This window comes from Aurantiacibacter sediminis, assembly GCF_016019885.1.
In the GTDB taxonomy this organism is placed as follows: Bacteria; Pseudomonadota; Alphaproteobacteria; order Sphingomonadales; family Sphingomonadaceae; genus Alteraurantiacibacter; species Alteraurantiacibacter sediminis.
Window position 1 is genome coordinate 961028 of sequence record NZ_JAEANY010000001.1, and the last position, 19094, is coordinate 980121.

Here is a 19094-nt window from a genome sequence, read left to right on the forward strand (position 1 = left end):
TGTGCTCTTGTCACGTTCGGTCTCGTGTCACTGCGCGCTCTGGGTCTCGCCAATGCGCTCCATATGATATTGGATGCCGCCCATGGCCATCCGCGCTGGCCGCGTCGGGCTGGAGCGATAGAGCGCCGTGAGGTAGCCGAAATCGAATGGGGTCATGCGCTGAGGTGCTGAAACACCGCGCTCCGGATCGAACATGGTCATGACGGTGCGCACGGGATTGTCCCTGTCGGGCGTCTCTGTGCGAGCAAGAAGGCGCATCGTCGCATAATCGGCCAAGGCAGCGACATCGAGTTCGCCGATCGCCGATCGCTCGATCAGCACTACTGAAAGCTCGATATCCATACGTATTCCGAGATCGAGTCGCGAGATTGTACTCACCTCGTTGATCGGCGCGGGGACACCCCCGGCAGCGGCCTCGAGGCGAGCGACGGTCGATTCCCAACCGCTGGCCAGGACGGCTCCCGTATCCGGATTGCGCCGGGTGATCTGGTTCCATGCCCGCGCACTGCCGCTCTGCTCTCGCACCATGCGCCGTTGGAAGCGCGTCAGGTGCCGCGTCATGAAGGAGTCGTCCTCCACCAATTGGTCGAACGTGGCGCCGGCATCGTCCACGATGACGACCCAGGCATTGGCACCGCATCCGGGCTCTTCGCTCACGTCGATCCCTGCAGCAAGAGCATTGCTGACGATGCGATCAACCACGGCCTGCGCATTCGCTTCACCGAGCCCGTACACGCCGGGACAGACCGGACGATTGAAGCGGGCGAGCGGCTGGAACATGGCCCGTGCCCCGAAGGTTATATCGCGCGCCGTATTGCGAATATCGGCCGTTTCGATCCGCTCACCTTCGACGACGATAGTGTCTTGTGCATTCGCCGCACTCGCCAAGCCGAGCGAGGCGGCACACATCAAAGGCGCGGCCCAACGAATTGACTGTTTTCCGTAAAGCATCAGGCACGCTCCTCTTCAATAAAGTGAAGCGTCTATGCCTGAAAATGCGGCGAAAAGCTACTCGTCCTCAGCTTCATCCTGCTCGTCGCCAATGCGCTCCATCTGATACTGAATCCCGCCCATTGCGAGGCGAGCTGGACGGGTCGGGCTCGAACGATAGAGCGCAGTCAGATATCCAAGGTCGAATGCTGTCAATTCGCGCGGTGATGTCTCGCCCAACCCTGGCTGAAACAGCGTGAGAACAGTGCGCACAGCGTTGTCCTCGGCTGGCGGCTCGGTTGGGGCGAGAAGGCGCATTGTCGAATAATCGGCCAGAGCGACAACTTCCAGATCATCCAGCGCCGCGCGTTCGACCAGCACGACGGACAACTCGATATCCGTGCGAATAGCGAGGTCGAGCCGGGAAATCTCGCTTGTTTCGTTTATCGGCGTATCAACCGGACGAGTGCGACTTTCCACATAGGATGCGGTGTTATCGAAGCCGTCGGGGATGCGCTGGCCGGTGTCCGGGTTGCGCCGCGTGATGAGGTTCCATGCCCGCGCGGCGCCATTCTGGTCGCGCACGGTCCTTTCCTGGAACGGGGTCAGGTGGCGGGTCATGAAGGAGTCTTCCTCCACCAGCTGCTCGAAAGTCGCAGCGGCATCGTCCACCACGATGACCCAGACATTCGCGCCGCATTCGGGTTCTTCGCTGACATCGATCCCGGCGGAAATTGCATTCGCCACGATCCGGTCAAGCACAGCCTGTGCGGCATCTTCGCTGAGGCCGTAGACACCGGGGCAGACAGGCCTTTGAAACCGAGCCAAAGGCTGGAACATGGCCCGGGCGCCCGATGTGATATCGCGCGCTGTATTGCGGATATCTGCAGTTTCGATCCGCTCCCCTTCCACAACGATGGTATCTTGCGCGCTGGCTGTTCCAGTGGCGGCGAGGCCCATGATGCAAGTCGACGCCGCGCATGCGGCAAACCATTTTTTTGAAAGAGGCATATGTGAAGTCCCTTGGCCCAGTGCCCGAAATTCAGACGTAATCGGCCTTATTGAGTATTTTGTGTGAGAATCCTAGCGCAGCCTTGCTGAGGCTCCGTTCACTGCTCGCCGAGCAATTCCTCTTCCATGTTTTCATCCAGGCTCGTGAAGGTTCGCGAGCCGGGGCGCATGCCGTCGCCTGTGTAGAGAGAACGAAGGTAGGATATGTCGAAGGCGGTGATGCGGTCCGGCGCGCTATCGTCCTGAAATAAGGAAAGCACGGTGCTGTACGTCCCCGACTGCGAGGGCTCTTCGGTGCGCGCGAAAGTCCGCATGGTTGCGTAATCTGCGACGGCCAGAGCATCCAGATCGGCAATGGCGGAGCGTTGGATCAACACGAATGATTGATCGAGATCGCGGCGGATAGCCGTGCGCAGGCGCGACATGTTGGTCGTCGGCGCGATCGGCGAGCCGCCGGCATTGGGGTTCATGCGATTTTCCAGATTGGCTCCGGCTGCATCGAAGCCCGTATTGATCGGAGTGCCATCTTCGGTGCGGGTGGAGGCGACGCTCCAGGCGCGGACGGGGCCCGTTTGGTCGGTCACGGCGTTGCGTTCGGATGGCTGGAGATCGCGCACCATCCAGCCATTTTCCTCTTCAAGGTCGGCAAAGGTGCTTTCGGGATCGTCGACGAAAATCACCCAGAGATTGGCATCGCATTCCGGCGTGTCGTTAATCTCAAGGCCGATCCGCTCTGCATTGTCATAGATGCGATTGGCGATCAGTTCGGCATTTTCCTGGCTAAGGCCCCATACGCCCGGGCAGATGGGCCGGCGGAAGCGCGCGAGCGGATTGGCGGTAGAGCCGCGCTCTGCGGTTATGTCTCGCGCCTGGCGCCGCGCTTCGGTGCCGTCGACCTCGACAGTCCCTTCCACGATGATGACCTGATCGTCGCTGTCCTGACCGGTATCTTGCGCTGCTGCGCTGGTGACCGACAGGCAGCCGAGCGAGAAAGCCGCAAAGCCAGACGCAGCGATTGTGGGAACGTACCTCATTTCAAACTCCATCTGCGCGCATAGCTTTCTGAATGATCGCGATTACACTTGGTAGACTGCCAGCTTCGCTGGCTTCATGCATCAGCATCTCGACCAAGGACCGCCAGCTTTGGATAGATGACATTTCTGTAGGCTCTGACTATGGCCTGCTGATTGTAACACATTTGCCAGTTTCACCGTTCCCGGAGACACCATGCGTATCGCCTTTTTCTCTGCCGCCGCGTCCTCCGCCTTGCTGATCGCAGGGTGCACCGCCAGCGATCTGCCGGATCAGGAGCGCGTCGTCGCTCCGATCCTGACCAGCGAGCAGGCGTTTGACGAATTTACCTATGCCCGCCCGCTCGAGGCCCGGGTGACGCATGTGGCGCTCGATCTCGATCTCGATTTCGAAGGCCGGCGTGTGGAAGGCACCGCGACGCTCGATGTGCAGGCGGCAGAGGACGCGACCGAAATCGTGCTCGACAGCAATGGCCTGATGATCGGCGGCGTGACCGATGGGCTGGGCAATGAGCTGGAATTTACCGTGGGCGAAGCCGATCCGGACAATGCCGAAAAGGGTGAGCCGATCACCGTGCAGCTGGGCGAAATGACCGGGCCGGAATTGCAACAGGTCGTCATTTCCTATGCTAGCGGACCCGAGGCAGAGGCGCTGCAATGGCTAAGCCCCGAACAGACCGCCGGCGGCGAACATCCCTTCGTTTTCAGCCAGGGTCAGGCGATCCTCAACCGCACATGGATCCCGACGCAGGACAGTCCCGGCATCCGCCAGACATGGGAAGCCCGCGTTACCGCGCCAGAACCGCTCACCGTGGTGATGTCCGGCATCAGCCGCGGCGATCCGGAGCCGGTGGAAGATGCAGACAGCGATCGCCGCGCGTTCGAATTCGTCATGAACAATTCGGTGCCGCCATACCTCATCGCGATTGCGGCAGGTAATCTCGAATTCGCAGAGCTTGGCCCGCGCTCCGGTGTCTATGCAGAACCGGAAATGATCGAGGCTGCAGCAGAGGAACTGGGCGATACGGAAGAACTGATCGACGCAGGGATCGAGCTGTTCGGCGAGTATCGCTGGGGGCGCTATGATATGATCATCCTGCCGCCGGCCTTCCCCTATGGCGGCATGGAAAATCCGGTGATGACTTTCCTTACGCCGACTTTTATCGCAGGCGACAGGTCCAACAATGGCCTCATCGCACATGAATTGGCGCATAGCTGGTCGGGTAACCTCACCACCTACGCCAGCTGGCGCGATGGCTGGCTGAACGAAGGTGTCACCAGCTACATCGAAAACCGTATCAGCGAAGAGGTCTACGGTGAGCAGCGCGCCGAACAGGAATACGCGCTGAGCTACGCCTCGTTGGAGGAAGCGGTTGAAAACGCTGGAGCCGACAATCCGAATACGGCCATGCGCTCGCCTGACGAGATCAGCCCGTTCGATACGGTTGGCCCAGCTATCTATGACAAAGGCACGGTCTTTCTGCGGACTGTCGAGAATATCGTCGGGCGCGAGGAGTTCGACGCTTGGCTCACCGCGTGGTTCGATAACCACGCTTTCCAACCGGTGACATCGGAAATGATGCTGGCCGATATGCGCGAAAACTTGATCGGCGATAATCCCGAATTGGAAGAGCAGTTGATGCTCGACGAATGGGTTTATGGCACCGGCATTCCCGATAATGCGCTGGCTCCCGATCCGGCCGCTTTTGCCGATGCCGATGCTGCGGCACAGGCCTATGCGGCAGATGGCAATCTGCCCGAAGCAGGCGCATGGGAAAGCTGGACCGCCGCGTCGCAGCGTCGCTTCCTTGAGAATCTGCCTGAGACGTTGAGCGATGAACAGCTCGCGACGCTGAATGAGACGCTCCGGCTTTCAGAAAGCGGCAACAATGAAGTGCTGTTCCTCTGGCTCGAAGCAGCTTTGCGCAATGAATATGATCCTGCCGTTGACCAGGCGCGCAGCTTCCTATCGACCGTTGGGCGCAACAAATTCGTTGCCCCGCTTTTCCGCGCCATGTGGGAGACAGGCGATTGGGGCCAGCCCATTGCCACCGATCTCTACGCCCGGACGCGCGGCGGCTATCACAGCTATACGCGCGGCAATGTGGACGAAATCGTGGGATATTCGAACGAGGGATGAGGAACCGGATATAAACCTGAGCGTCTGCAATTTCATGCGTGCTTTCCGCAATCCGGTACAACTTATCCCGCTGCTGTTTGCAGCGACGATAGCGGTTGGGACTTTGCTGCTCTGGTCTCCGTTTGCCAGCGCATCTGGTGAGACGACGCCGATCGTGACAGCCTTCTTCACGTCGACATCTGCCGTCGCGGTCACCGGACTGATTATCGAAGACACCCCGGTCTATTGGTCCACCTTCGGCCAAATCACGATCATGGTGCTTTTTCAGATCGGCGGCTTCGGCATCATGACGGCAGCGACTTTGCTGGGTCTGGTGGCAGGCCGTCGCTTTGGCCTGCGCGACAAGATGGCAACGCAGGTGGAGCGCAGCCGGCTGGATATCGGCGACGCCGGATCGGTGCTGAAGCTGGTGCTGAAAGTCACCGTGGTCGTCGAGATTTTGCTCGCTACGATCCTCAGCCTCAGATTTGCGCTGTTTCACGATTTCACGTGGAGTGAGGCGATCTGGCACGGCATCTTTCACGCGATCAGCGCATTCAACAATGCTGGCTTCTCGACCTTCTCAGACAGCCTGATGGGGTTCCAGACCGATCCGCTGATCCAGGTTCCGGTCATGCTGACAATTATCCTGACCGCGCTTGGTTTTCCGGTGATGCAGGAATTGCGGGCAAGGCCGACCAAATTCAAGCAGTGGACCTTGCACACCAAAATCACCGTCTCGGCCACCATAGTGCTGCTGCTGATCGGGTTCTTCGCGACGCTGGGCATGGAGTGGGACAATCCCGATACGTTGGGCCCGATGGGTACCGGGGCAAAGATACTGAACAGCTGGTTCCACTCGATTACGCCGCGTACCACTGGTTTCAACACGCTCGACATGGGTGCGATGCGCGATGAGACGATCATCCTGAATTACATCCTGATGTTTATCGGCGGCGGTAGCGCGGGCACGGCAGGCGGGATCAAGATCACCACATTCGTCGTCCTGCTGATTATCGTTGGCTCGGAAATTCGCCGTCAACGCGATGCCGTGATTTTCGGGCGACGACTCGATCGCGGTGTGGAGCGCCAGGCGCTCAGCATTACCGTGCTTGGCGCTGGCCTGATTACGGTCGTGACGATGTATCTCCTCGCACTCACCGGATTGCCGCTGCGCGATGTGCTGTTTGAAGCGATCTCGGCATTTTCCACCGTCGGCCTCTCGACCGGCATCACGGCAGACCTGCCCCCCGCGGGCCATCTGGCGCTGTGCCTGCTTATGTATGTCGGCCGGGTGGGAACCATCACCGTTGCAACCGCGCTCGCATTGGGTGCGGCACAGTCACGCCCATTCCGCTATCCAGAGGAGGCCCCCATTGTCGGCTAATCGTAATCCTATACTCGTCGTCGGCCTTGGCCGATTTGGTGGCGCAGTTGCCGAGACCATGGAGCGCATGGGGCATGAAGTGCTCGGTGCCGATACCGATGCTGCGCTGGTGCAGAGCTATTCAAGCAGGCTGACGCAGGTCGTCGAGGCGGACTGCACCGACATCGCTTGTCTTGAGCGCCTTGGCGCGGGCGATTTCGACGCAGCGGTGGTCGGCATCGGCGATGATATTGAGGCCAGTGTACTGGCTGTACTCGCCTTGTGTGATCTCGGGGTGAAGTCCATTTGGGCAAAGGCCAATAATGAGCGGCATGGACGCATTCTGGAAAAGACCGGCGCCCACCATGTGATCTTTCCCGAGCAGAAAATGGGCGAGCGCGTGGCGCGCCTCCTCAATGAGAACCTGCTTGATTTTATCAGCTTCGATGACAGCTATGCGATCGCGAAACTGTGCGCGCCCGAGCCCATCGTGGGACTGCCGCTCGTCACCAGCGAATGCCGCAGCAAATACAATGTGACGGTGATCGGCGTAAAGCGGCAGGGGGAAGGTTTCATCCATGCCGACCCGGACACCCTGATCCTGCCCGACGACCTGCTGGTTGTGTCCGGCAAGACCGAGGATATCGAGGCCTTTGCCACGATTTAGGTGACCTCCAGGGCGCTTTGGAAGTCTGTGAAAGTTGCGCGCATTGGGACACAACTCGCGCCTCGCGCGCGGCATTTGTAATTGATCCTCACTTTACGCTTGCCGAAAAGCGCCGGAAACCGCACATTTGTGCAACGATGCTGCGCCAGTACGAACTTGTTGAGCGGGTCAAGGAATATGACCCCGACGCCGATGAGGCGCTGCTCAACCGTGCCTACGTCTATACGGTCCAAAAGCATGGCAGCCAGATGCGCGCATCGGGCGATCCCTATTTCAGCCATCCGGTCGAAGTTGCCGGATTGATGACGGATCTGAAGCTGGATCAGGAAACCATCATCACCGCGCTGCTCCACGATACGGTGGAAGATACGCTCGCCACGATCGAGGACGTCGAGGAAAAGTTCGGCCCTGAAGTCGCGCGGCTGGTCGATGGCGTCACCAAGCTATCCAAGATCGAGCAGATGCCGGAGAATGAGCGCGCGGCAGAAAACCTGCGCAAATTCCTGCTCGCCATGTCCGAAGATTTGCGCGTGCTGCTCGTGAAGCTGGCAGATCGGCTGCATAATATGCGCACGCTGCATCACATCAAGAAGCCGGAAAAGCGCCAGCGCATCGCCCGCGAAACGATGGATATCTACGCCCCGCTGGCAGAGCGCGTGGGCATGTATGAATATATGCGCGAGATGCAGCTGCTCGCCTTCGAGCAGCTGGAGCCGGAAGCCTACGCCACGATCACGAAGCGACTGGAACAGCTGCGCCAGTCGGACAATGGCCAGGTCGACCGGATTGCTCTCGATATCAAGCAGGCGCTGTCGGAAGCCGGGATCGAAGTCGAAGTTTGGGGCCGCGAGAAGCATCCCTATTCCATCTGGAAAAAGATGGCCGAACGCCATCTTCCCTTCGAGCAGGTATCCGACATCATGGCTTTCCGAGTACTGACCGATACTGAAGAAGACTGTTATCGCGCGCTGGGCGTGTTGCATTCAGCTTTTCAATTCGTGCCCGGGCGTTTCAAGGACTATATCTCCACCCCCAAGAACAATGGCTATAAATCGCTGCACACGACGCTGTTTTACGACAAGTCGATGCGCGTCGAGGTGCAGATACGCACACGTGAAATGAACGAGACGAATGAATTCGGTCTCGCCGCGCATTGGGCATACAAACAGCATGACAAGGCTGACGGCGCAGTTGGCTGGCTGCGCGACCTGATCGAGATCGTCGATGCCAGCCATGATGCGGAGGAGCTGCTCGAGCACACCAAGCTGGCGATCTACCAGGATCGCATTTTCGCGTTCACTCCCAAAGGCGCACTCTTTCAGCTGCCCAAGGGCGCGACGCCTGTAGACTTCGCCTTCGCCGTCCATACCGATCTCGGCGCGCAGACGGTGGGGGCGAAAATCAATGGTCGGCACATGCCGCTGCGCACCCAATTGCACAATGGCGATGTGGTCGAAATCATCAAAGGCGCTAATGCCGAGCCGCAGCTGAGCTGGCTGAGCTTTGTCGTGACCGGGAAGGCCCGCGCCTCTATCCGCCGCGCCGTGCGTCTTAAAGAGCGCGAAGAAGTCGCCGAGATCGGCCGCAAGCTGTTCGAGGAAATAGCCGATCGCTTGCCGACCAAGGTTGGCAAGAAAGCCATCAGACAAGCTGCAGAGGCGCTGGAGCTCGAAGATGCTGAAGACCTGATGTATGCTATCGGCGCCAGCAAAGTGACCGACAGGCAGGTGATGGAAGCTATCGTGCCGGGCAGTACGGCAGACATGCCGGATGAGCCGCAACTGGAGCGAGCCATTTCCATCAAGGGGCTGACGCCGGGGGTCGCTTTCGATCTTGCCGAATGCTGTCATCCCGTGCCCGGCGATCGCATTGTTGGCCTGCGCCGTCCACGGGTTGGCGTTGAAGTGCATACGATCGACTGCCTGCAACTTGCCGATGGGGTCGATGCCGATTGGGTCGATCTATCATGGGGCGAACGATCGCATGGCGCGGTCGGTCGTTTGAATGTCGTTCTATACAATCGTCCCGGCACTCTGGCCGACATGGCCAGCGTGTTTGCGCGCAACAACGCCAATGTCATGAATCTGGAGCTTACCCAGCGCGACGATCCCTTTCATACCTATGAACTGGATATCGAAGTGCAGGACCTGGCCCACCTCACGCGGATTGTGAGCGCTTTGCGCGCCAGTGATGCGGTCGCGCAATCGGACCGCATTTAAGCGAGCGTCAGATCAGCAGCGCGACGGCGGCTATCAGCACGACGGTATAGATCAGTACGGCGATCAGGATCGCTGCAGGATTGAGCGATGGCGCCATGCTGGCCTTCGCCATACGTGCCATCTGCTGCAGCAATTCCGGCCATGTGTAGGACACGAAATCGCCCTGCGACATGATCGCGACCAGTTTGTCATTTTCATCGACAATCGGCAGGCGACGAAAACGCTCATTCGACATGATGCGCAGCCAGTCGACCAATTCGTCGTCGCCCCGTGCCTTGCGAATTTCCTCGGTCATCACCTCAGAGACAGGCGTCGTTTTCGGATCGCGTTCCTCCGCGATCACGCGGCGAAAGATATCACGCTCGGTCATCATGCCTTTGACGCGGTGCGCGTCATCGACGATCACGATGGAGCCATAATTCTTATCCGACATCTGCGTGACGGCGTCGAACACGGTAGTGTCCGCCGAGCAGGTGAGCGGTGCGGGCTTGGACGCAAATTCGCTGCGTTCGCTAATTCTCATGTGAGCATATCCTCATACAGCCATGCGAAGCGGCGATGGCCGGACCTGTCATGCGAAAGATCCAGCTTGCCGCGCTTGCGTAAAAATCGCGACTGCTCCCCATGCGAGGAGGCCTCGTGAAAGGTCGCCTGAATTGTTTTGTTCATGGCATCATCCCTGTCGGCCCAAAGGCGGTTCGCTTTGCTTGTGATGCCCCATTAAATAAGCGCGGCGCGGGGAATGTTCCGAAGCACCACCACCTTCTTTGGGCTAGGTTTGATGCAGCAGTCTGATTTCTAGGGACAAAAAGTTTCAAAAATTGTGTTTTGCAGGCTCAATTAGTTCATTCCTCAGGCGCTTCACCGACACGGCGGATCGGCACTTCGACGTTGCAGATGTCCACTCCGCCTGCCGGCACGGTGTAGAAGGCATCATCGCGATTGGCGCGCACCGCAACATAGGCGGCAAAGCTCTGGCTCTCCGTGCTGAGATATTCGAAGGACGGCGCATCAACCATCTCGCTCGCGAGGCGGACGGACAGGATCGGCGTGCGCAAATGCGCCTCGTCCTCGGTATAGAAGCCCAGCTCGCCGGACCCGCGCGGCAGGCTGGAGAGATGCTCCATCCCGTCGATGATACGCCCGACGACGGCAAGGTTGCGATCCATATGCCGCTGTGGCTGGCCGATGATTGTGTAAAGTTCAGCACCGGTGCCGGTGTCCGGCGCGTAATTTCGCCCTACGCCGACATAGCCGTAGCAGTGGATGGGCCAGACGTCGTTGGCACCCCGGCCGGCTCCCCGATGCACTATCGGCCAGCCAGCTGAAAATCCCGGGTTTTGATTTCCGGTGTACAAGGCGTCGTCCCCGATATCGCGCAAGCTGATCGGGAAGCAGTTGACTGTATAGGTTTCACTTCCAATCTCCGGAGTAGCAACACAATCCGTTCGCGCCTCGTATGGCGCCACTGGCGCCTCCACCCCCTCCGGCAGCGGTTTCTCTTCGGTCACATCGCCCCATTGGGTGACGTAATTGTCCTGCACGCGGTTCACGCTCGTCCCGTCCCACCAGTTTGCCCGCGCTAGGGTGCGCATATTCTCCACCCATGGCTGGCTGAAGGGCGCTGGGATGAGTTGGATGACAACTCTGCGTGGATTGCCTTGCGCGTCCGGGGCAAGCTCCATCACCAGCAGGTCTTCAGGATCGATCACCACCCATTCACCAGCTGAAGATGCAGCAACGATCGAATTGGGTGTTGCATTTTCTGGCTCACTGTCTTGCGCTTCAAGAGGCTGGGCAAGAAATGGGACAATCGCGAAGCACAGAAGCAGCTTTTTCATCGTCAGATGATTGCACATTATCAGAGGATCGCCAACGCGGCATATCGCGCGCTTGTCATGGCGGTCATCCCCCGCTAGACGCGCGCTTTCTGTGAACGGGTTACTGCGCTCAAGCAGCGAAGCGGTAGCGCGATACATAGTGCGGAGACGTGGCCGAGTGGTCGAAGGCGCACGCCTGGAAAGTGTGTATACGGTAACCCCGTATCGAGGGTTCGAATCCCTCCGTCTCCGCCATTCTTCCGGTATTAGGTAGCAAGCGCCACCAAACTGAGAAAACCGGAACTTCCCATAACTTCTCCGTGGGATATATGCCAAGATTGCTGCGCTTGCATTGAATATCGCGCGGTCAAAGGTAAGTTGTGCCCGACGAAAGTGAGGGACCGATGCCGATCATTAAAAGCTATGCCGTAGGTGACGGCGACATGTTCTACATCAAGCATGGAAGTGACAACTTCTCGATTATTGACTGCGATTTGTGCGACGACAATCAGGAGGAGATCATTGCTGAATTTAAGGCAGAGGCAAAGGGCAAGGGTGTCCCCCGTCAGCACCTATGGCACAGATTTGAGGTTGTGATTTAAGGAGGATTTGGGCTGCGTCGTAGTGACGAAGAAACGAAGATGAGGCCCAAATCCTCAAGCTCCAAAAAGCCTGCCGAGCAGGTGGTAAAGGACATCCGCCGCAAGACCCGCCGGCACTTCTTTGCTGAAGACAAGATCCGCATCGTGCTCGATGGCCTGCGCGGCGATGACTCCATTGCCGAGTTGTGCCGCCGTGAAGGGATCGCACAGAGCCTTTATTACACCTGGTCCAAGGAGTTCATGGAAGCCGGCAAGCGGAGGCTTGCTGGCGATACAGCGCGTGCTGCGACCACGGACGAGGTGAAGGACCTGCGCCGTGAAGCGCGCGATCTGAAGAAATGTGTGGCCGATCTCACTTTGGAGAACTGGCTGCTCCAAAAAAGCATGACCGGGCTTGGGGGAGACGACGAATGAGATACCCGGCGTCCGAGAAGCTGGAGATCATCCGTATCGTCGAGCAATCGCACCTGCCCGCCAAGCGTACGCTGGACCAGCTCGGCGTTGCTCGCCGGACCTTCTACCGCTGGTATGATCGTTACCTTGAAGGTGGCCCCGAGGCGCTGGCAGACCGACTTTACCTACTTCAAGATCATAGGATGGGGCTGGGTCTATCTCTCGACCGTGCTCGACGATTACTCGCACTACATCATTGCATGGAAGCTCTGCACCACCATGCGAGCCGAGGACGTCACTGACACGCTCGATATGGCGCTGGCAGCCTCAGGCTGCGACCACGCCAATGTGCTGCACAGGCCCCGCCTGCTCAGCGACAATGGCCCCAGCTACATCGCGAGCGAGTTGGCCGAATACATCGAGGCCAACAAGATGAGCCACGTGCGCGGCGCACCCTTCCACCCACAGACCCAAGGCAAGATCGAGCGCTGGCATCAGACGCTCAAAAACCGTGTGCTGTTGGAGAATTACTTCCTGCCGGGCGATCTAAAACAGCAGATCGAGGCCTTCGTCGAGCATTACAACCACCAGCGCTACCACGAGAGCCTCGACAACGTCACACCCGCCGATGCCTACTTCGGCAGGGCTGCCGCCATCATCAAACGAAGAGAAAGGATAAAGCGAAAGACACTCGAACATCGGCGCTTGCAACACCGCAAGCTCGCCGCCTAAACATCAATCCGAGACGAGGCCCACACTCCGCTGATCTACGCCGCGAGTTGTGCCATAGGTGCTGACGGGGGACAGCTGCGCCCAGCCATGCAAATTCTCGCTTTCCGGTGAGTGCGAACATCAGCACGTTGAAGAAAATCAGAAGCAGGCTTCCGGCTACCACCGCGCTGACCAGCGATACATTGGCGCGGCGCGCCGGATAAAAATCCGACGCGGTCAGAACTTGCAGCGGCATGTAGGATGATGCCGTATCGCTAAACTGAATGACGAAGCGCGCCTGCTCGCCCGGAGCTAGCGAGAATTCGGTGGCGAAGGCTTGATACGCATAGAGCGTGTCTCGCACTTGCTGCGTATCGTCATTGTCGATCAGCAGCTCCAGCCCCTCGCCGCGATCGATATAAAGGCGAAATGTCTTCAGGGAACCGCGACCTGTGTGCAGGATCCAGTTGCCCTGCTGCTCGCTGGCATTGACCACCGGCAAAATCGCGATGATGGATTCGCCGACCTGACCGAATGGATCGAGGCATGCTCGATCGGGCCGAGTGCATTGAGAGTATCATCCGCAATACTCTCCAGCCGATCCATCGGCGCCTCGGCCGCGTACCAGATATTGTCTTTAACCGATTCTGCCGACTGACCTGCCATGAGTTGCGCAGGGGGGAACGCGTTGGTCGCGGCCCGCGCGGGAGAAACAATTGCGAGCGATATCAGCAGCATCGCCAAACAGGCCGCAAGTCGCATGGCCCATGCCCGTTTCGCAATCAACGCCGAAGCCACGTCTCTGTTTTAGACCCCCCCCTGGGAATTGCTGTCACGAGGCCTCGCATCTGCGGCCCGAAGGGTCAATGCCCCGGTTATTAGCAGTCTCAATCCGGGTCGTTATCTCTGCGCTCCGCTTTGAGGGATCTCATGAAAAGCGCGCTTCACCCATCTGTCTTGCCGATGCCGCTTCGAAGCATGGTGTTGGCCACGCTGGCGATGCGTTCGGCATCTGTCGTATCCGACCAGACAGCGTAGCGAAGGCCAAGGAACACATTCATTCCCATCAATGCCCAAGCGTGAGGCTCTTCCATACCTTCGCGGAATGAGCCACTGGCCTCGCCGTTTTTCAATCTATCCAAAATGCGAGCGGCAGTCGTTTCGTAGTGCTGGCGGAAGCTTTTGGGGTCGACGAATTCTGCTTCATCGATGATGCGGTAAATCTCTTTGTTATCGCTTGCGAACTCCAGGAAGGCGCGCAGCGCGGCCTGCTCGATTTCGAATGGATCGCTTTTGCCTTCCACGCCTTCGCGCGCATGGCTGGCGACCTGCGCGCTCATATCGTTGACGAGCGCACGAAAGATCGCATCCTTGCTTTCGAAGTAAGTGTAGAAGCTGCCCAAGGCTGTTCCGGCGCGGCGGGTGATCCCGCTGATCGACGCCTCGTGAAACCCTTTTTCTCCGAACTCCTTCGCCGCTGCATCGAGCAATTTGCGCAAGGTCTTGCGCCCCCTGTCGGTGCGCGGTGTCTTGTCTTGCGCTTCGGGTGAAGCTGTTTGGATGGAAGCCATGAGAACCCCGCTAAACGCAATTCCAGCAGCGCGCAAAGAAAAAAGTTGAAAGGTGGTTCAACTCTCAATATACGAGCCGACATATCAGGGAGAGAAAACATGACAAACGCTCGCCAACTTTTTTGTGCTGCCTCCATTCTGGCTGTCAGCGCGATGGCCGCTCCTGCCCATGCTCAGGAAGCCGATCCTTCCGACGAAGAAGCGGAAGAGGCTGAGCCTGGCACGATTTTCGTCACCGCTCGCCGCCGTGAAGAACGCCTGATCGATGTGCCTGTGGCTGTCAGCAGTTTCGGCGAAGAGGAGTTGCAGCGCCGCGGTACTGTCGACATCACCGATATCGCGCAGATCACGCCGAACACCACGCTGGAAGAATCGCGCGGTACCAATTCGACGCTGTCGGCATTCATCCGCGGCATCGGCCAGCAGGATCCGGTCTCCGGCTTTGAGCAGGGCGTCGGCATCTATCTGGACGATGTTTACCTCAATCGTCCGCAGGCTGCCGTTCTCGACATCTACGATGTCGAGCGGATCGAAGTGCTCCGTGGGCCGCAGGGTACGCTTTATGGCCGCAACACCATCGGCGGCGCAGTGAAATATGTGACGCGCGAATTGCCGGACGAAACCTCGCTGCGCATTCGCGGAACATATGGGTCCTTCGACCGTGCGGAGGCTGTTGTCACGGCCTCAACGCCGATCACCGATGAAGTGCGCGTGGGCGCCTCTGTCGCGCGTCTCTCACGCGGCGGTTTCGGTGAAAACCTGACGACGGGCGAAGACAATTACAACAAAGATATCTGGGCGATGCGCGGCACGCTGGAGGTCGGCGGCAATGGCGCGCCATACCTGCTGCGTTTCTCCGGCGATTACACCCATGATCGCAGCAATGCGCGCGGCGGCTTCCGGCTGATCGAGGGTGTCGCTTCGGGCGCGCCTGTCCTCGATAATGTATTCGATACGCGCGGCGGGCTTGTCGATCCGGAACAGGATGTGGAGGCCTATGGCTTGGCTGCAAATATTCGGCTGGACCTGTCGGACGCGCTAACGCTGCGCTCGATCACCGCCTATCGCACCGATGACAGTGCATCGCCGATCGACTTCGATGCGCTGCCTGCAGTCGACCTCGACGTGCCCGCTATCTATTCGAATGAACAGGTCAGCCAGGAAATCCAGCTGATCTGGGACGATGGCGGACCTTTCACCGGCCTGCTCGGCGGGTACTATCTTGATGCAAGCGCGGACACGCAATTTGACGTGCGGCTGTTCACCACGTTCAATGGTTTCACCGCTTTTACCCAGGCAAATGTCGATACCGAAACTTTCGCGGTCTTTGGCGACTTTACCTATGATATTACCGAGCAACTGAGCCTCTCGCTTGGTGGCCGCTACACCTGGGATGAGCGGACAGCCGATATTCTGCGCCAAAACTTCCTTGGCGGCGGTTCGCCGGTTTTCGGCGGCGCGGGCATTCCCTTCGGCTTGCCGAGCACGGATTTCCAGGGCAGTGAGGATTTCAACAAATTCACGCCGCGCGCATCACTCAGCTTCCAGCCGACGCCCGATCACACGATCTACGCCAGCTATTCGCAGGGCTTCAAAGGTGGCGGTTTCGATCCGCGCGGCGTCGGCGTGAATGCGCCTGCTGCAACGCCCGGCGCGCCGACCGATGAAGAAGTCGCCGACTTCCTCAGCTTCGCACCGGAATCGGTCGACAGCTATGAAATCGGCTATAAGGGCAATCTGCTCGGCGATGCGGTCTATGTCGCTTTTGCCGGTTTCTATGCCGATTACACCGATGTCCAGATCCCCGGCTCGGTCGCCTGTAACGTCGGCGGCATCCAGACATTCTGCGGCGTTGTCACCAACGCCGGTTCTGCCGAATTCATGGGAGTTGAGTTCGAAACCAACGCACGGCTTGCCGAGGACCTGCTGGGGTCCGGCGATGAGCTGCGCTTTATCGGCTCGCTTGGCTGGATTGATGCAGAATATACCGAATACATCACCAATATCGGCGGCGTGCCGACCGATGTGTCCGACTTCCGCGAGGTGCAAAACACGCCGGAATGGAGCGGCAGCGCGACGCTTGGCTACACCACGCCGGTCGGCAATGGCGATCTCTATCTTGGCAGCACGGTGTCGTTCCGCAGCGCGACAACGCAATTCGAAATCGCGAACCCATTCCTCGACCAGGATGGCTACGCCCTCGTGGATGCCAGCATCGTCTACAATGATGATCGCGGCTTCAGCATCGGCCTTTACGGACGCAATCTGACCGATCACGAATATCGCACATCGGGCTACACTTTTATCGCGATCAACCCGACCACCGGTGAGCCGATCCTGACCAATGGTGAGCCGACCCCGAACCTTGGCACCGAAGGCACGCTGACGGCATTCTACGGGAACCCACGCCAGGTCTACGTGACGGCAACGATCGAATTCTGATCCCCACGCGGGATCGGGACAGAGTGATGCGCGAGTTTCGCGAACACCGATACCAGAGCGGGTGCGGACAGCTGACCCTGTTCGCACGCGACTCTGGCGGGCATGGCAAGCCGCTGCTGCTTATGCACGGGCTGACGCGCAATAGTGCCGACTTTGAGCCGCTGGCAGAGCATCTCGCGCCCGGATACCGCCTGATCATCCCCGATCAGCGGGGGCGAGGACTGTCTGACTACGATAAGGACCCGGCGAATTACCGCCCTGACATCTACGCGCAGGATATGTTCGCGCTGCTGGCTTCGCTGGACATTGGTTCGACCGGTATCGTCGGCACCTCGATGGGCGGCCTGATCGCGCTTACCATGAATGCGATGAAGCCCGATGCTTTCCCAGCAATCATCTTCAACGATGTTGGGCCAGAACTGGCGCTGCCGGGACTGGAGCGGATCGCAAGCTATGTCGGGAACGACACTGTTTTCGCCGATTGGGACGAAGCGGCGAAAGCATGCGCAGTGACGAATGGCGAAGCTTTTCCGGAATTCTCTGACGATGATTGGCGGGCTTGGGCGGGGCGCACTTGCCGCAAACTGCCCGATGGTCGCATCGCTTTCGCCTATGACAAAGCGATTGCGAGCGGCTTCGCCAATCTGGGCGAGGCGCCGAAGCCCGATCTTTGGCCAGTCTGGCAAATGCTCGGCGAGACCCCGGTGCTTGTTGTTCGTGGCGCCGTGTCCGATCTATTGTCCAAGGAGACGCTCAATCTTATGGAAGCGCGGCATGCTGGGCCGTTTTCCAGTGCGGAAGTGCCGTCACGTGGCCATGCGCCTTTGCTGGATGAGCCAGAGGCGGTATCGGCAATCACAACATTTCTCGGCGAGCATTATTCATGAGCACCCAAGCATCGGCCAAGCCGGATCCCAACCGCAACACGGTGCTGGTGATGCTGCTGGTGGTCTACATCTTCAATTTCGTGGACCGGCAAATCCTTTCGATCCTGGCAGCGCCGATACAAGAGGATTTGCAGCTGGATGATGGCGAAATGGGGCTGCTGGGCGGTTTCGCCTTTGCGTTGCTCTATTCGACGGTGGCTGTGCCGCTTGCGGCGCTTGCCGACCGCACCAGCCGCAGCTGGGTGATTGCCATATCGCTCGCCGCATGGAGCGGCTTTACAGCGCTTTGCGGGCTTGCGCAGAATTTCTGGCACATCTTCCTCGCGCGGCTTGGGGTCGGCATCGGGGAAGCAGGAGGTGTCGCGCCATCCTATGCACTGATCGGCGATTATTTCCCCAGCGAACAGCGGGCGCGGGCGCTGTCATTCTATTCGCTCGGCATTCCGCTCGGCTCGGGCCTTGGCGTGATGCTCGGCGGTTATATTGCGTCGACAGTCGATTGGCGCGTCGCTTTCTTCACAGTCGGTCTGCTCGGCGTCGCGATCGTCCCGATCTTCAAACTGCTGGTTCGTGACAAGCAGAAGCCGAAAGTGAGTGCTGACAATCCCAGCACTGTCGCCCCAATGCCTGCGTTGAAGGAAACAGCAGGCGTGCTCGCGCGCAAGAAGAGCTTTTGGTTTCTCTCCTTCGGTGCAGCCATGTCCTCCATGCTCGGTTACGGCATCGCCTTCTGGCTGCCGAGCCTTCTGATCCGCAGCTTCGGTTTCGATCTGGTCCAGGCATCGCAGTTCTTCGGAGCAATCCTGCTTCTCGGCGGTGTGGTCGGCGTGCTGGCAGGCGGCGTTTTGGCAGACAGGCTGGGCGGGCGAGATCGCGCATTCTACGCATGGGTGCCGGGCGTAGCCTTCTTCCTTGGCGCGCCGCTTTTTGCCGCAGGGATCACGAGCGCGGAATGGCAAATCGCCTTCGTGCTGTTCCTGTTGCCGCAGGCACTGGCTTATATCTGGCTCGGCCCCGTCCTCTCCGCGATCCAACATTTGGTTGTGCCCGCTGCGCGTTCGACAGCCTCTGCACTGTTCCTGCTCATCAACAATCTGATCGGCCTTGGCGGCGGTATTTATGCGCTCGGCGCAGTGTCCGATTTCCTGACCCCGACTTACGGAGACGAAGCGCTTCGCTATTCGATGCTATATTCGCTGGTTCTTTATGGCGGGGCGGCGCTGCTGATGGCCCTTGCCGGACCGGCCCTGCGCAAGGACTGGGTCGCCGAGTAGCCAAGTTTCACACGTAACTAATTTGGTTGGCAAGCGAGCGCGGCTGGCTTA

General features: G+C 59.0%; 17 protein-coding genes, 1 tRNA gene and 1 pseudogene. 11 read left to right on the forward strand and 8 right to left on the reverse strand.

All coding sequences use genetic code 11. The features are described 5' to 3' along the window. Window positions 1–27 precede the first annotated feature (27 nt). From I5L03_RS04970 to I5L03_RS04980, 3 genes are all read right to left on the reverse strand, one after another. Window positions 28–951 carry a hypothetical protein gene (locus I5L03_RS04970; RefSeq protein WP_197920567.1) on the reverse strand — a complete coding sequence of 308 codons (924 nt, stop codon included), beginning with the start codon at window positions 949–951 and terminating at the stop codon, window positions 28–30. 57 nt (window positions 952–1008) lie between these two features. Further along, a complete protein-coding gene (locus tag I5L03_RS04975; protein ID WP_197920568.1) occupies window positions 1009–1941 on the reverse strand; it encodes a hypothetical protein in 933 nt (310 codons plus the stop codon). A 98-nt stretch (window positions 1942–2039) separates the two neighbouring features. After that, window positions 2040–2975: a hypothetical protein gene (locus tag I5L03_RS04980; RefSeq protein WP_197920569.1), complete on the reverse strand. Its 936-nt coding sequence runs from the start codon at window positions 2973–2975 to the stop codon at window positions 2040–2042. A gap of 193 nt (window positions 2976–3168) precedes the next feature. Between I5L03_RS04980 and I5L03_RS04985 the strand changes: the two genes are divergently transcribed. The 4 genes from I5L03_RS04985 to I5L03_RS05000 all read left to right on the forward strand — a co-directional run bounded on the left by I5L03_RS04985 (window position 3169) and on the right by I5L03_RS05000 (window position 9343). Beyond that, window positions 3169–5112 (forward strand): M1 family metallopeptidase, encoded by a 1944-nt coding sequence (locus tag I5L03_RS04985; protein WP_197920570.1) that lies wholly within the window; start codon window positions 3169–3171, stop codon window positions 5110–5112. 34 nt (window positions 5113–5146) lie between these two features. Next, entirely contained in the window at window positions 5147–6478 is a 1332-nt protein-coding gene (locus I5L03_RS04990; RefSeq protein WP_197920571.1) for a TrkH family potassium uptake protein, read from the forward strand. Beyond that, window positions 6468–7124 carry a potassium channel family protein gene (locus I5L03_RS04995; RefSeq protein WP_197920572.1) on the forward strand — a complete coding sequence of 219 codons (657 nt, stop codon included), beginning with the start codon at window positions 6468–6470 and terminating at the stop codon, window positions 7122–7124. Before I5L03_RS04990 ends, I5L03_RS04995 begins: the two co-directional genes overlap by 11 nt. A 137-nt stretch (window positions 7125–7261) precedes the next feature. Further along, window positions 7262–9343, forward strand: a complete 2082-nt coding sequence (locus I5L03_RS05000) for a RelA/SpoT family protein (RefSeq protein WP_197920573.1) — start codon at window positions 7262–7264, stop codon at window positions 9341–9343. A gap of 7 nt (window positions 9344–9350) precedes the next feature. Here I5L03_RS05000 and I5L03_RS05005 read toward each other — a convergent pair whose 3' ends face one another. The 3 genes from I5L03_RS05005 to I5L03_RS05015 form a co-directional block, all read right to left on the reverse strand. Then, complete coding sequence (locus I5L03_RS05005; RefSeq protein ID WP_197920574.1) at window positions 9351–9866, reverse strand: CBS domain-containing protein; 516 nt, start codon at window positions 9864–9866, stop codon at window positions 9351–9353. Continuing rightward, window positions 9863–10012, reverse strand: coding sequence for a hypothetical protein (locus I5L03_RS05010; RefSeq protein ID WP_197920575.1), 150 nt, complete (start codon window positions 10010–10012; stop codon window positions 9863–9865). The genes I5L03_RS05005 and I5L03_RS05010 overlap by 4 nt, the downstream gene beginning before the upstream one ends. A gap of 176 nt (window positions 10013–10188) precedes the next feature. Beyond that, entirely contained in the window at window positions 10189–11202 is a 1014-nt protein-coding gene (locus I5L03_RS05015; protein ID WP_197920576.1) for a peptidylprolyl isomerase, read from the reverse strand. A 125-nt stretch (window positions 11203–11327) separates the two neighbouring features. Between I5L03_RS05015 and I5L03_RS05020 the strand changes: the two genes are divergently transcribed. From I5L03_RS05020 to I5L03_RS05030, 3 genes and pseudogenes are all read left to right on the forward strand, one after another. Continuing rightward, a tRNA-Ser gene (locus I5L03_RS05020) sits at window positions 11328–11418 on the forward strand. Window positions 11419–11567: 149 nt separating this feature from the next. Beyond that, complete coding sequence (locus I5L03_RS05025; protein WP_234035021.1) at window positions 11568–11765, forward strand: hypothetical protein; 198 nt, start codon at window positions 11568–11570, stop codon at window positions 11763–11765. A 39-nt stretch (window positions 11766–11804) separates the two neighbouring features. After that, window positions 11805–12890 (forward strand): annotated as a pseudogene (locus I5L03_RS05030) (IS3 family transposase). Here I5L03_RS05030 and I5L03_RS13620 read toward each other — a convergent pair. Then, complete coding sequence (locus tag I5L03_RS13620) at window positions 12817–13332, reverse strand: hypothetical protein (protein ID WP_407647600.1); 516 nt, start codon at window positions 13330–13332, stop codon at window positions 12817–12819. The pseudogene I5L03_RS05030 and the gene I5L03_RS13620 sit on opposite strands and share 74 nt — an antisense overlap. Between I5L03_RS13620 and I5L03_RS13420 the strand changes: the two genes are divergently transcribed. Then, entirely contained in the window at window positions 13234–13527 is a 294-nt protein-coding gene (locus I5L03_RS13420) for a hypothetical protein (RefSeq protein WP_234035022.1), read from the forward strand. The genes I5L03_RS13620 and I5L03_RS13420 overlap by 99 nt on opposite strands. Before the next feature lie 286 nt (window positions 13528–13813). On the opposite strand, the gene I5L03_RS05040 is transcribed toward I5L03_RS13420, so the two are convergent. Further along, window positions 13814–14440: a TetR/AcrR family transcriptional regulator gene (locus I5L03_RS05040; RefSeq protein ID WP_197920579.1), complete on the reverse strand. Its 627-nt coding sequence runs from the start codon at window positions 14438–14440 to the stop codon at window positions 13814–13816. Window positions 14441–14539: 99 nt separating this feature from the next. Here I5L03_RS05040 and I5L03_RS05045 point away from each other — a divergent pair, with 99 nt between their 5' ends. The 3 genes from I5L03_RS05045 to I5L03_RS05055 are packed head-to-tail and all read left to right on the forward strand — an operon-like array spanning window position 14540 to window position 19043. Further along, a complete protein-coding gene (locus I5L03_RS05045) occupies window positions 14540–16882 on the forward strand; it encodes a TonB-dependent receptor (RefSeq protein WP_197920580.1) in 2343 nt (780 codons plus the stop codon). A 26-nt stretch (window positions 16883–16908) separates the two neighbouring features. Continuing rightward, on the forward strand, window positions 16909–17769 hold the full coding sequence (locus I5L03_RS05050; protein ID WP_197920581.1) for an alpha/beta fold hydrolase: 861 nt from the start codon (window positions 16909–16911) through the stop codon (window positions 17767–17769). Further along, window positions 17766–19043: a spinster family MFS transporter gene (locus I5L03_RS05055; protein ID WP_197920582.1), complete on the forward strand. Its 1278-nt coding sequence runs from the start codon at window positions 17766–17768 to the stop codon at window positions 19041–19043. The genes I5L03_RS05050 and I5L03_RS05055 overlap by 4 nt, the downstream gene beginning before the upstream one ends. The last annotated feature ends 51 nt before the right edge of the window (window positions 19044–19094 follow it).

Coding starts and splice junctions, on each gene's coding strand:
- I5L03_RS04970 (WP_197920567.1), bottom strand. CDS start 951: ATGCTTTACGGAAAACAGTCAATTCGTTGGGCCGCGCCTTTGATGTGT.
- I5L03_RS04975 (WP_197920568.1), bottom strand. CDS start 1,941: ATGCCTCTTTCAAAAAAATGGTTTGCCGCATGCGCGGCGTCGACTTGC.
- I5L03_RS04980 (WP_197920569.1), bottom strand. CDS start 2,975: ATGAGGTACGTTCCCACAATCGCTGCGTCTGGCTTTGCGGCTTTCTCG.
- I5L03_RS04985 (WP_197920570.1), top strand. CDS start 3,169: ATGCGTATCGCCTTTTTCTCTGCCGCCGCGTCCTCCGCCTTGCTGATC.
- I5L03_RS04990 (WP_197920571.1), top strand. CDS start 5,147: ATGCGTGCTTTCCGCAATCCGGTACAACTTATCCCGCTGCTGTTTGCA.
- I5L03_RS05000 (WP_197920573.1), top strand. CDS start 7,262: ATGCTGCGCCAGTACGAACTTGTTGAGCGGGTCAAGGAATATGACCCC.
- I5L03_RS05005 (WP_197920574.1), bottom strand. CDS start 9,866: ATGAGAATTAGCGAACGCAGCGAATTTGCGTCCAAGCCCGCACCGCTC.
- I5L03_RS05010 (WP_197920575.1), bottom strand. CDS start 10,012: ATGAACAAAACAATTCAGGCGACCTTTCACGAGGCCTCCTCGCATGGG.
- I5L03_RS05015 (WP_197920576.1), bottom strand. CDS start 11,202: ATGTGCAATCATCTGACGATGAAAAAGCTGCTTCTGTGCTTCGCGATT.
- I5L03_RS05025 (WP_234035021.1), top strand. CDS start 11,568: ATGCCGATCATTAAAAGCTATGCCGTAGGTGACGGCGACATGTTCTAC.
- I5L03_RS05040 (WP_197920579.1), bottom strand. CDS start 14,440: ATGGCTTCCATCCAAACAGCTTCACCCGAAGCGCAAGACAAGACACCG.
- I5L03_RS05045 (WP_197920580.1), top strand. CDS start 14,540: ATGACAAACGCTCGCCAACTTTTTTGTGCTGCCTCCATTCTGGCTGTC.
- I5L03_RS05050 (WP_197920581.1), top strand. CDS start 16,909: ATGCGCGAGTTTCGCGAACACCGATACCAGAGCGGGTGCGGACAGCTG.
- I5L03_RS05055 (WP_197920582.1), top strand. CDS start 17,766: ATGAGCACCCAAGCATCGGCCAAGCCGGATCCCAACCGCAACACGGTG.